This window comes from Pseudoalteromonas sp. S327, assembly GCF_005886415.1.
In the GTDB taxonomy this organism is placed as follows: domain Bacteria; phylum Pseudomonadota; class Gammaproteobacteria; order Enterobacterales; family Alteromonadaceae; genus Pseudoalteromonas; species Pseudoalteromonas atlantica.
Window position 1 is genome coordinate 83,075 of record NZ_PNDP01000003.1, and the last position, 12,674, is coordinate 95,748.

Here is a 12,674-nt window from a genome sequence, read left to right on the forward strand (position 1 = left end):
GGTTAAGTAACTTCGAGACACATATTATTTGATTTTGAACGACTGTTCAAGTTAAAATTGAGCATACGTTCAAAATAGTTGAGATTAAAATGGCAAACAAAGTTAAATTTGAGCGCGATAATGTAATTCGCGTTGCAAGCCAATTATTTTGGGAAAAGGGGTTTAACGCCACCTCAACCCGCGATTTACAAGAAGCCATTAACATGCGCCCAGGCAGTATATATGCGGCGTTTGGCTCTAAAGAAGGCCTATACAGCGAGTCTTTAAAAGACTACACAGTACAAATGAAAAGCCAAATTGACGGGTTTTTAGCAAGTTCTGACTCTGTTTTAGGTGGTTTGCGTGCGTTTGTAGAAAACGTAATTATTAAAACCAAAGACTGTAGCCCAAGTGCTATTTGTATGTTGGTAAAAGCAAACAGCGAATTTGCAGAAAAAGACGCCTCGTTATACGAGCTAAGCTTAGACCTATCGGCAAAATTTGAAGCCTACTTAACCACCTTATTTGCTCAAGCCATTAAAAATAATGAGCTAAGCAGCAACCTTACCGCGCTTGAATACGCGCAATTTTTTCAGGTGCAATTTACTGGGCTGCGTGGCTATTTTAACCGCCCAGGGGTTGAGCAATTAGCGCAGCCAATGATCAACCAAATGTTTGCCTTGATCAAAAAACTATAACGTTCCGCATTACTAACTTCTAAAAAGTCTCAACTAAAAAAGCGGCTAATTGCTGTGAATTAGCCGCTTTTTATATTTGCTAGGGTTGAGCTTTACTTACGTTTTAAGTTTATTAAGCTCGCTATCTTGCTGCGCTACCAGTGCATTAAGCGCTTCGCTACTATCGCCAGCTTGGGTAGATAAATCAGCAAGTTGCGACGCAGCATCTGAAATAAGCGTAAGGTTACGGTTTATCTCTTCGGTTACTAAGCTTTGTTCCTCAGCTGCGGTGGCAATGTGGGTAATTTGATTAGTAATTTCATCTACTTTTACTACCACACTGTGCAGTGCTTCAAACGCCACTGAGGTTTCGTCTACTGCGCTTTGCGCGCGTACTACGCCTTTTTCAATTACGGTCGATGCATTACCTACTTCTAACAATAAGCTATCTATAAGTTGGCTAATATCATCGGTAGATGAGCGTGTTTTAGACGCCAGTGCACGTACTTCATCGGCAACTACCGCAAAGCCTCTGCCGTGCTCGCCAGCGCGTGCTGCCTCAATGGCGGCATTAAGTGCAAGTAAGTTGGTTTGCTCTGAAATGGTTCTGATCACATCTAAAATTTGCGTAATATCTTTACTACGCGAAGCCACTTTTTCAACCGCTTGGTTAGCTTCTTTTATTTCTTCAGACATGGTTTTCACTTGGCTCATAGCCGATGACAAGCTCGACTCACTGCTAACGACTAAACCATTTATTTCATCCGCTTGTTGAGCAGATTGCTCAGAGGCTCTGGCAACTTCAAGTGCGGTGGCGCTCATTTCGTTCATAGCGGTCACTACGCTTTCAATTTCTTGAAACTGCGATTGCACATTATGTTTTGTATCAATAGCGATATGCTGTGCTATTTCGCCTTGCTGTTTTGTTTGCGACGATACATCTTTAAGCTCTGCAATTAAGCCACGTAACTTAGCTAAAAAGGCATTAAAACCACCCGCAAGCGCAATTAGCTCTGCGTGGGTATCTACATGGAGTGTGTGAGTTAAGTCACCTTCTGAGCTGGCAAGGTTATCTACACGCTGTTGAATTTGCTCAAGGGGTGCAACCACAGTGCCCACTACCACTTTCATAATAATAAAAGCAATTAAAGCAATAACAGCACCGGTTATTAAAATAACAACACCGAGCTGATTGGCCGAGTCACTCATGTTTTTAGCTAAGGCATTAGGCCCCTCTAGTGCTAAATTACTTGGCACTTCAATAAGTAGGCTCCACTGAGTGTTAGCCAGCTTAATGTTAATTGGGTAGTTAACTAAATACTCGCTAGGTGTTTTAAAAAGGCCATGTTGCCCTTTAAATTTAACCAGCTCACTGTAAGTATTGCTACTAACCGCCTCTTTAAATGGGCGGCCTAATTTAGATTTATAATGACTGCTGCCTACAATTAAACCTATATCACTTAAAAGTGTTACTTTTGCTTGGCCGTTATAAAGTTCGCTCGAAAGCTTTTCGGTTAAGCCCTGAAACGTAGGGAGCGTTAAATCAACGCCTGCTAAACCAATAAAGCGGCCCGATTTAGTAATAGGTACGGTTAAAGAGGTAAGCATAACCGAATCGCCAGAAGGTATTTCGTAAAGGTAAGGTTCCATAATACAGGGCTTAAGTGTATCTTTTGCGCATAAATACCAATGCGCTTCACGAATACCAAATTCGTTTAACGAGGTCAGGTATTTATCGGCAGCGTTAGCTACTTTTTGCTGCTCAATAATGCCGTTTTGGTCACGCGTTATATATACTTCTAACGTGCCATCGCCATTAACTGAGTGTTTATATCCTTGCTTAAATTGCGCGTCTTGCCCATCAAAGGCATTGGCTTCAAACTGCGAATAAATTGACGATAAAAACCGATTTTTTTCAAGTATAGACCGGTTAATGCTCACTACCGTGTCGCGGTTTAATGTTTGAGTATTAGCCGCATCACCAAGTAATGCAGCTAATGAGTTTGGAATTCGGTAAGCTTCGTTGATAAATCCGGCAATTTTTTCGCCGTAAGCAGCCGCGTTTGCGCTAAGCTTTTGCTCAACTTCGGCCACGATATAATTTTCAGATTCTTTAGCGAGCGCCTCGCTGTTTGATGACATTTGCCACCATAAAACCCCAGAAAGTACTAATACTGTTAAAAATGTACTCCCTACAGTTATCCATAATAACTTTTTTGCTAACGTGAGTTCTCGCACTTAAATTACCTTTTGTTAAAACACCCCTACAGTTTAATATACAAACTGCATCAAGCCATCAATAACATAAAATAATTTAAGTTTTTTGAACAATTAAGCCTAACGCTTGGCCAAAATAGCAGTGGTTATCGTGGCACCTATGAGTAAAGCAACGCTCACCCACAAACACGCTACAAAGCCATAAACCTGAAACACCCACCCCGAAAGCACTGTGCCCAGTAAACGCCCCATGGCATTGGCCATGTAATAAAAGCCAACATCAAGCGATACACCATCGCTTTTAGCAAAGCTGACAATTAAGTAACTATGCACAGATGAATTAACGGCAAATACACCGCCAAAAATAAGCAAACCTATAATCAGCGTGGCATGCACGGCCACATCAAGTTGCATAAAAAGTGCTAATAGTGCTGTTACACCACTTAGCAGCAACACCCATAAATAGGCATGTTTAACGGTATCAACGTTTGAGTTACTGGTGCCGGTAATACGCGGCGCTTGCGATTGCACACCACCGTAGCCAATTACCCAAAGTGCCATAAAGCCACTTACCCACCAAAAGTTCCAGTTAAACTGCTGGGCTAAATAAATAGGTAAAGCCACTACAAACCATACATCACGCGCGGCAAACAAACATAACCGTGCTGCGCTTAATAAATTTATTGCACGGGATTTAGAAAATAGATCTTTAAACTTAGGCTTATTTTTAGCCTTGCCCATGTCGCCTTTTAAAAATACAACGCTAATAATCCACGCAATAGTGAGTAATAAAATTAGGGCTTTTAAAGCACCTACAAAACCCAGTACCGTAAGGAGTAAACCACCTAAAAAGAAGCCGACCCCTTTTAACGCATTTTTTGAGCCCGTTAAAATAGCCACCCATTTATAGAGCTGGCCTTGGCCGCTTTCTCCCTCGGGCACTAAGTGTTTAATGGCGCTTTTGGCGCTCATTTTATTTAAGTCTTTTGCTATGCCGCTAAGCGCTTGCGCGGCCATAACATAAGCTACGGTGAGCCATTCACTTGGCGCGCATAACATGGCAAGCGCCATTATTTGCAGCGCCAAGCCAAAGTTCATGGTTTTATTAAGGCCTAAATGAGCCCCTAGCCAACCGCCCACTAAATTGGTGATCACACCAAAAATTTCGTAAAGCAAAAACAGCATGGCAATGGCCAGCGCACCATACCCTAACTGATGAAAATGCAGCACCACCAGCATACGTAGTGCGCCATCGGTTAAGGTAAATGCCCAGTAATTACCGGTAATTATTAAATACTGTTTTATTGCTGTAGGTAAATTAGCGAGTTGCTCAAACATGGTTAACGCCCTTAAAACCTTTAATTAATGGTTAAACCAAGTCACTTTTAGCAACTTTAAGCATAAGCTCGGCAGTACGATTAGCGTAGCCCCATTCGTTATCGTACCAAGCGTATAACTTAAGCTGGGTATTATTAATAACCATGGTAGAGAGCGCATCAATAATGCTACTGCGTGGATCGGTTTTGTAATCAATCGATACCAGCGGTTTTTCTTCGTAACCTAATACGCCAGCAAGCTCGTTTTTAGACGCCTGAGCAAACCATTCATTCACCTCAGCGGCAGTTACACCACGCTCAAGCTCAAATACACAGTCGGTAATTGATGCGTTAGTTAAAGGTACGCGTACGGCATGGCCATTTAACTTACCTTTTAGCTCAGGGAATATATGCGTAATGGCTGTTGCACTACCGGTTGTGGTAGGTATTAAACTTGTCCCGCACGAACGAGCACGGCGTAAGTCTTTATGTGGCGCATCAATAATAGTTTGGGTATTGGTAATATCGTGAATAGTGGTCATTGAGCCGTGCTTAATGCCTACTTTTTCTTGCAGTACTTTTACAATAGGCGCTAAACAGTTAGTCGTACACGAAGCCGCAGTCACAATTTTGTGCTCATCTGGGTTATATAAATTATCGTTAACGCCCATAACCACATTTAAAATGCCGTCTTCTTTTACCGGAGCGGTTACCACAACGCGCTTTACACCTTGTGCTAAATATTGATTTAACAGCTCAGTGGTTTTCATTTTACCGCTGGCTTCTATTACAACATCGCAATCTGACCAATCGGTATCGCTAATGGTTTTGTTATTGGTAACGGCAATAGTATGTTTACCCACACTAAAGCTATTCTCGTTTGCTGTAACATTTTGGGCTAAACGCCCGTGCACTGAGTCAAACTCTAATAAATGGGCATGTGTTTTAGCATCGCCCGCTACATCGTTTACTTTAATAAATTCTACTTCTGGCCACTCTAAAGCCGCGCGCAGTGTTAAACGTCCCATACGGCCAAAGCCGTTAATACCTACTTTAATTGTCATAATAAATACCTTTAGTAAAGTTATATCAATTTGCTTAATTAACAGCAGCTTGCTGCACGCTCTGGGCGATTACCCATAGCATTGAGTCGATTTAAATCGTCGTTATAAAACGCAGAATTTTCGTTTCGTGTTTGCGTTAGTACGCTAAGAGCCCATTGTGGCAGGGCTTTATTAATACTGTAATACACCCATTGATTTTGCTTACGGTCGCTCAATAAGCCACATTGCCTAAGTTGCGCTAAATGGCGCGACACTTTAGGTTGGCTCAGTTCCAGCGCAGCAACAAGCTCACACACACATAGCTCTTGCTCATGGCTAATTAATAACATGGCTTTTAAGCGCGTATCGTCGGCTAAGCATTTGTAAAATTGAAGTGGGTTGAGTTGTTCCATAGCATCCTCGTTTAGTTAGTGTGCATACAATAAAACAAAATAAGAATATATGAAATAGTGAATATACGAATTTTCGTATATTTATTTAAAAGCCCGCTTCAATTAATGTGATCTCTAGTAAATTGCAGCACACAAAAAAGCCCAGTGGCAAAACCACTGGGCTGTTCAAGCATTAACTAATCAGTTAATTAAATAACCGAAAGCTCTACTTCAATGTTACCGCGTGTAGCGTTTGAGTATGGGCATACTTGGTGTGCTTTATTTACCAGCTCTTGCGCTGCTGTTTTATCCATATCACCGAGTGATACTGCTAATTTAACTGCAATGCCAAACCCGCCTTCAATCGCGCCAATAGATACTTCAGAGTTAATGTGTGTATCACTTGGTAGCGCAATTTTTTCGCTACCTGCTACAAATTTTAGTGCACCAATAAAGCACGCTGCATAACCAGCTGCAAATAATTGCTCTGGGTTAGTGCCTTGTCCGTCGTCACCACCTAGCCCTTTTGGGGTTGATAAGTTTACATTTAAACGGCCATCGTCTGATTTAGCTACACCTTCACGACCACCGGTTGCAGTTGCTTTTGCTGTGTAGGCAACGTTTTGTAATACATTCATAGTGAACTCCAAAGTTTATCAATTAATTTAATTTGCATGCAAAATAATAGGTCAAGTAATTAGAGATTGCAAATACTTTGCATGCAAATTAAAATGTTTTTTAAGTTGAAGGTATTAACGCACTAGGAGTTAGGTATGTCATTTGAGCAATTAAAATTAAAAAATCAGCTTTGTCATAGGTTATATATGGCATCAAATAGCATTGCACGTGCTTACCGTGAGCCTTTAGCTGCACTTAATTTAACGTATCCGCAGTATGTAGTAATGATGGCGCTGTGGGAGCAAGACAAAATAACCATAGCGCAGCTAATAGATAAAACCGCTATTGATGGCGGCGCTATGACCCAAATACTCAAAAAAATGACCGAAAAGTCTCTGCTGGCTGTTATTAAAGATGAGCACGATAAGCGTAAGCGCCTAATTCAGCTTAGCCAAAGTGGGCAAGCCCTTAAAAACGAAGCTGCTGATATTCCAAAAAATATATTATGTAAGTTTGAAAGTGTAGAGCCCACACAAGCCAAACAGCTAATGCAGCTGCTTGATTTAGTAATAAGCGATTTAACAACTAAAAACGATGATGAGTTAGCCAACTAACGCGGTTATTTTTTGTTGAATAAACGCCCTAAATGCGCTGATCACCGGGGTCATTTGGCGCCGATCGGCGTACATCATATAAAGCGGTAGCGGATCGCTTTGCCACTCGGGGCATAAATGAACGAGCTGCCCGCTTGCTAAATCATCAATAACATCTAAGTACGACTTATACGCAATACCTTTGCCTTCTAGCGCCCAGCGCCTAACCATTTCGCCATCGTTAACTATGTGTTGGCAATTTAGCTGCACTTTTTGCACTGCGCCATTTTTATAAAATCGCCACTCTTTAAACACTTCGCCAAAGCGCATAAAGGTAATGGTGGTGTGCTGCGTTAAGTTAAGTGGATGTGTAAGCAATCCATTGTTTGCTACATATTCAGGAGAGGCCACTAAAATACGCGCATTATTTAAAAAAAGTGGCGCTGCAATTAACTGCGAATCTTTTGGTACACCAAAGCGCAGTGCGATATCAATTGATTGGCTGTAAATGTCGCTTACTTCGTCACTTAAGTGCAATTTAAGTTTTACATGCGGGTAGTGTGCTAAAAACTCATTAAGCCATTCACTTAGTTTATTGCGCCCTAAGTCGCACGGGGCCGATACCTGTAGCGTTCCCGTTACTTCGCCCACTGCGGTTTGTACTGCAGCTACCCCTTGTTGAATAAGCGAAAGGGAGTCTTTGGCGTAACTTAAAAACTGCTCCCCTGCCACACTTAAGCGTAAGCTGCGGGTAGAGCGAATAAACAGCACGTTTCCTAAATCTTTTTCTAGGCGCTTAATAGCTGCACTTACCGCCGCTGGGGTTTGCTCGTTTTGTCGTGCAGCTTCAGAAATACTGGCGCAACTGGCTACATCTATAAAAGTTTGAATATCGTTAAATGATCGCATATTTTCAATTAAAATTTGAAAGTGCTTTAGTTTTTCATGTCTTTTTCTATTTTTCAACTGAGCTATAGTGCTTATAAGTTAAAAACACTTGGTTAAAATCATCAGGAACGCACATGAAAGCATTTGGCTACACCAAAAACTCTAAAACGCTTACAGCAAGCTCTATACAAGCAATTGAACTTGATACCCCAACTGCCACCGGGCACGACCTACTTATTGAAGTAAATGCTATTTCGGTAAACCCTGTAGATACAAAAATACGTGCAAATGTAGCGCCAGAGCAAGGTTACAAAGTATTAGGTTGGGACGGCGTAGGCGTTGTAAAAGCCGTTGGCGAGTCGGTATCGTTATTTAATGTGGGAGATCGTGTATTTTACGCCGGCGATTTATCGCGCCAAGGTAGTAATGCGCAATTTCAATTAGTTGATGAGCGTATTGTAGGGCGTGCGCCTAAAGCATTAACCGACGCACAAGCCGCAGCGCTGCCGCTAACCAGTATTACCGCTTACGAAATGCTATTTGATCGCCTGCAAGTGCCTAAAAATAAGCAAAATACTCAGCAATCTATTTTAGTTATTGGCGCTGCAGGAGGCGTTGGCTCTATTTTGGTACAGCTTGCAAAGCAGCTTACTGGGCTAAAGGTGGTAGGTACTGCGTCACGCGAGCAAAGCGTAACTTGGCTTAAAGAGTTAGGAGCGGATCATGTGCTCGATCATACTAAAAACTTAAACGAGCAGCGCCTAGAGCTTGGTTTAGCTGAGTTTGATTACGTTATTGGCTTAACTCATACCGACCAATACCAAGACCAAATAGTGGAGTGTATTAAACCGCAAGGTAAATTTGCGCTAATAGACGACCCTTCATCGTTCGATATTTTAAAGTTTAAGCGTAAATGTATATCGGTGCATTGGGAGTTTATGTTTACCCGCTCGCTATTTACTACCGCCGATATAACAGCGCAGCACACCTTACTTAATGAAATTAGCGAGCTGATAGACTCAGGTACACTTAAAACCACGCTTGGGCAAAATTTAGGCCCAATAAACGCCGCTAATTTATATAAAGCGCATCAAATTTTAGAATCGCACACATCACGCGGTAAACTTGTTTTAGAAGGCTTTTAAGCATGAACCAGATTAAAAAAATACTTTTAGCAGCAGCCTGCAGCACCGCATTTTTAACCAGCAGTGTGTTTGCTAATACCGCTAATCAAAATGCTGATTTAAAAACAGTAGCCACATTCGACGCGCAGCACCCACCGGGTAATATTGCTATTACGCCCTCGGGTCGTAAGTTTTTATCGGTACATGGATTTTACGGCCAAAAACAAAAAATTATGGAGCTATTAAGCGATGGCACCACCAAACCCTACCCTAATGAAGAATGGGCATACGCGTACAAAAACGGCAAAGGCTTTTACGATGTACTTGGCATAAATGTATCTGCCGATGGCGTATTATGGATGCTTGATACATCAGGCCCTGATCATGCTGGGCGTTTAGTCGGTTGGGATACCAACAAAGAGCAGCTGCATAAAATAATTTATTTAGCTAAACCCACAATTACCGACACCTCGTTTTTAAACGATTTAGTTATCGATAATAAACACGGCGTTGTATACATTGCCGACACCGCACAAGGCAGCCAAGCCGCTATTATTACCGTAAATTTAAAAACAGGTGAGGCGCGCAGAGTCTTACAAAATAGCCCATACACCACAGCCGAAAACATCGACATGGTCATTGAAGGGCGCACCATGAAACTAGGCGGCCAACCAGCACGTTTAGGCGTAAACCCAATCACACTCGACCCAAGCGAACAGTGGCTTTACTTTGGCTCTATGTCTGGCACATCGGTTTACCGTATTGCCACAAGCGATATTAACAATAAAAGCCTGAGCGCAAGCGCCCTTGAAAGTAAAGTAACGCGTTACGGCACTAAACCAATTTCAGATGGCATTATTGTTGATGGCGGCGGCAATGTGTATGTTACCGATATAACCAACGGCGCAATTGGTGTAGTAAAACCAAGCGGTAAATACCACGTATTATTTAAAGACGAGCGCTTAAGCTGGCCTGATGGCTTTAGTTATGGCGCCGATCATAAAATATATTTTACCGTAGATGAGCTACACCGCTCGCCAGTATTAAATAACGGTAAAAATGCCAGCCAAGGAAAATTTAGTGTGCTGTCGTTCGACCCACTAGTAAAGGGTAAAGTAGGCCGCTAATTACCACGTATAAACCATACGCCACGCACCTGCTGCGTGGCTTTTTGGTGCAACTTTTAAGCCTTTTAGCCCCAAAATGGTGCTAAGCGCTCAAAAGTTATTTTTAGTGTTTTAATAAATATCTGATTTGTATTCATAAAATATTCAATTAACAGTTGGCATAATTCTTTCAAAGTACAGATGTGTTCAGTGAAACTTTCAAGGAAAATACCATGGCTAACCTATACCACACCCTTTACCTACTATGGCGTTTAGACATTAGCGTATGGCAGGTAAACGATCCGAGTAATACCCATACCACGTGCGATAAAGAGCGAGTTTACAGCCGATAAATTTCGTATTTATAGGCTTTGCAAGCGCGGCCATTGCGTTGTATTGTTAAGTAACTAAAAACAATATGATTGGAACGTGTATGCACGCCTTAGAAGTAAATTTTGATGGCTTAGTTGGCCCTACTCACAACTATGCGGGTTTATCGTATGGTAACGTTGCCTCGTTAAATAATGCGGCAAGTTTTTCAAACCCTCAAGAAGCTGTGTTACAGGGCCTTGAAAAAATGAAAGCCATGCACGACAAAGGCCTAACACAAGGTGTATTTGCGCCCCATGCACGCCCCGATTTAAACGTACTACGTCGCTTAGGTTTTACCGGCAACGACTCGCAAGTTATTCATAAAGCATTTAAAGCAGACCCTATTTTATTGCGCGCCTGTTACTCGGCCTCTGCAATGTGGACTGCCAATGCCGCTACTGTTTCTCCATCGCCAGACACCCTCGATGGCAAAGTGCATTTTACCTCAGCTAATTTAAACAATAAGTTTCATCGCTCCCTAGAGCCTGCTACAACTACCCGCTTACTAAAAGCCATGTTTAATAACGATAGCTACTTTGCACACCACACGCATTTACCCGATCAGGGCTTTTTTGGCGACGAAGGCGCAGCTAACCATACCCGACTTTGCGACAGCCACGGCGAGCAAGGCCTAGAAATGTTTGTATTTGGTGCAAGTGCCTTTAACAGCCAATTACCAAAACCGGCTAAGTTTCCTGCAAGGCAAACACTTGAAGCCTCAGAAGCCATTTGCCGATTACATAATTTAAAAGAATCGAGCCAAATTTTACTGCAGCAAAATCCAGATGTAATAGACCAAGGCGTGTTTCATAACGATGTAATTGCAGTAGGTAACGCAAACGTATTGCTTTGCCACCAGCAAGCATTTTTAAACCAACACGATGCCCTGCAAGAAATTCGTGATGCCTACACCGGCAGCAAACAGCTATACATAATTGAAGTACCTACCGATAAAGTAAGCATTAGCGATGCAGTAAGCAGTTACTTATTTAATAGCCAATTAGTAAGCCTAGACGATGGCTCAATGCTATTAGTAGCGCCACAAGAGTGCCAACGTAACAGCGCAGTAAACGCCTACATTGAAGAAATGATTTTAGCCGATAACCCAGTAAACCAAGTGCAGTTTTTTGACCTGCGCCAAAGTATGCAAAATGGCGGCGGCCCTGCCTGCCTGCGTTTACGTGTAGCCCTTAACCAACAAGAGCTAAGCGCAGTAAACCCAGAGGTTATTTTAACCGATACTAAATACACACAACTTTGTGACTGGGCAAAGCGTAACTACCGCGATAAGCTAGGTGCAAGCGACTTTGCCGATTCAGCCCTACTTACCGAAAGCTACCAAGCACTGGATGAACTAACCCAGCTGCTTAATTTAGGCTCGGTATACGACTTTCAATTAGAAGGTTAATACTCGTCAGCAAAAAGCTAATACAAAAATAGCGAGCCAAGGCTCGCTATTTTTATTTGTGCTTATGCTAATGGAGTTTAAAGGTTTTATTTACCGTTATTAACCGTTACTGCCGATGCCATCGACTCAGATATATGCAGCGTACGCTGCGGAAACGGAATACTCAGCCCCGCGCCTTCTATGGCTTCTTTAACGCGTTTATTTAAATCCCACACGGTTTGCCAGTAATCGCCATTTACAGCCCATGCACGTAATTGAATATTTACTGCGCTTTCGCCTATTGAGGTAACCATTACTTTAGGCGCTGGCTCTGCGAGTAATCGGCTTTCTGATTCGGCAACTTCTTTAAGTACATTTAAGCCAACATCAATAGAGTCGGCGTACGAAATTCCCACCACTATATCCATGCGCCTTTTACCGTTACGGGTAAAGTTTTTAATGTTGCCGCCCCATACTTTTCCGTTAGGTGATGCGATATACAGGCCGTCGGTGGTTTTAAAAATGGTCGTAAATAAGTTTATTTCGTTCACTGTGCCAAGCGTACCGCTCGCATCTACAAAATCGCCTATTTTAAATGGCCTAAGTATTAATAGCATAATGCCGGCTGCAATATTACTTAAGGTGTTTTTAAGGGCTAAACCAATCGCTAAACCCGCCGCGCCCATTAGCGCTATTAAACTTGCCGTATTAACGCCAAAAATATCTAAAATAAACAGCGTAGCAATTATGTAAACTAAATACCCCGCAATGCTCGATAAAAGCGGCAGTAGCGTTTCGTCTACTTTTTTTAATGGCGACTTAGAATTTTTAATCGCTTTTTTTACTGAACGCGCAATAAGCGCACTCGCAACTAAAATAGCCAAGGCTAATACCACTTTGTAACCTAAAGTGATGATTGTTTCTGAATGGCTTTGCCAAAACACAATAAGTTTATCTTTCAT

Annotated in this window: 12 protein-coding genes; 5 read left to right on the forward strand and 7 right to left on the reverse strand. The window is 42.1% G+C overall.

The features are described from left to right. Nucleotides 1–89 precede the first annotated feature (89 nt). Nucleotides 90–677 carry a TetR/AcrR family transcriptional regulator gene (locus tag CWB60_RS01965; RefSeq protein ID WP_024032893.1) on the forward strand — a complete coding sequence of 196 codons (588 nt, stop codon included), beginning with the start codon at nt 90–92 and terminating at the stop codon, nt 675–677. A 96-nt stretch (nt 678–773) separates the two neighbouring features. Here CWB60_RS01965 and CWB60_RS01970 read toward each other — a convergent pair whose 3' ends face one another. The 5 genes from CWB60_RS01970 to CWB60_RS01990 form a co-directional block, all read right to left on the reverse strand. Next, entirely contained in the window at nt 774–2,894 is a 2,121-nt protein-coding gene (locus CWB60_RS01970; RefSeq protein WP_138576612.1) for a methyl-accepting chemotaxis protein, read from the reverse strand. Between the two features lie 99 nt (nt 2,895–2,993). Continuing rightward, nucleotides 2,994–4,211, reverse strand: coding sequence for an organoarsenical effux MFS transporter ArsJ (arsJ, locus tag CWB60_RS01975; protein WP_138576614.1), 1,218 nt, complete (start codon nt 4,209–4,211; stop codon nt 2,994–2,996). 31 nt (nt 4,212–4,242) lie between these two features. Next, nucleotides 4,243–5,253, reverse strand: a complete 1,011-nt coding sequence (locus CWB60_RS01980; protein ID WP_096042729.1) for an ArsJ-associated glyceraldehyde-3-phosphate dehydrogenase — start codon at nt 5,251–5,253, stop codon at nt 4,243–4,245. A gap of 38 nt (nt 5,254–5,291) precedes the next feature. Further along, entirely contained in the window at nt 5,292–5,645 is a 354-nt protein-coding gene (locus tag CWB60_RS01985; protein WP_004587025.1) for a metalloregulator ArsR/SmtB family transcription factor, read from the reverse strand. A gap of 188 nt (nt 5,646–5,833) precedes the next feature. Beyond that, nucleotides 5,834–6,262 (reverse strand): organic hydroperoxide resistance protein, encoded by a 429-nt coding sequence (locus CWB60_RS01990; RefSeq protein ID WP_004587024.1) that lies wholly within the window; start codon nt 6,260–6,262, stop codon nt 5,834–5,836. Between the two features lie 135 nt (nt 6,263–6,397). Here CWB60_RS01990 and CWB60_RS01995 point away from each other — a divergent pair, with 135 nt between their 5' ends. Next, nucleotides 6,398–6,856: a MarR family winged helix-turn-helix transcriptional regulator gene (locus CWB60_RS01995; RefSeq protein WP_138576616.1), complete on the forward strand. Its 459-nt coding sequence runs from the start codon at nt 6,398–6,400 to the stop codon at nt 6,854–6,856. On the opposite strand, the gene CWB60_RS02000 is transcribed toward CWB60_RS01995, so the two are convergent. Beyond that, complete coding sequence (locus CWB60_RS02000) at nt 6,845–7,744, reverse strand: LysR family transcriptional regulator (RefSeq protein ID WP_029773656.1); 900 nt, start codon at nt 7,742–7,744, stop codon at nt 6,845–6,847. The two genes, CWB60_RS01995 and CWB60_RS02000, sit on opposite strands and share 12 nt — an antisense overlap. Before the next feature lie 113 nt (nt 7,745–7,857). On the opposite strand from CWB60_RS02000, the gene CWB60_RS02005 reads away from it, so the two are divergent. The 3 genes from CWB60_RS02005 to astB all read left to right on the forward strand — a co-directional run bounded on the left by CWB60_RS02005 (nt 7,858) and on the right by astB (nt 11,733). Then, nucleotides 7,858–8,868: a zinc-binding alcohol dehydrogenase family protein gene (locus tag CWB60_RS02005; protein ID WP_138576618.1), complete on the forward strand. Its 1,011-nt coding sequence runs from the start codon at nt 7,858–7,860 to the stop codon at nt 8,866–8,868. Between the two features lie 2 nt (nt 8,869–8,870). After that, the gene (locus CWB60_RS02010; protein ID WP_138576620.1) at nt 8,871–9,974 is read left to right on the forward strand and encodes an L-dopachrome tautomerase-related protein; all 1,104 of its coding nucleotides are present in this window, start codon (nt 8,871–8,873) and stop codon (nt 9,972–9,974) included. 412 nt (nt 9,975–10,386) lie between these two features. After that, nucleotides 10,387–11,733 carry an N-succinylarginine dihydrolase gene (gene astB / locus CWB60_RS02015; protein WP_029773659.1) on the forward strand — a complete coding sequence of 449 codons (1,347 nt, stop codon included), beginning with the start codon at nt 10,387–10,389 and terminating at the stop codon, nt 11,731–11,733. A gap of 86 nt (nt 11,734–11,819) precedes the next feature. Here astB and CWB60_RS02020 read toward each other — a convergent pair whose 3' ends face one another. Beyond that, nucleotides 11,820–12,674: a mechanosensitive ion channel family protein gene (locus CWB60_RS02020; RefSeq protein WP_126009447.1), complete on the reverse strand. Its 855-nt coding sequence runs from the start codon at nt 12,672–12,674 to the stop codon at nt 11,820–11,822.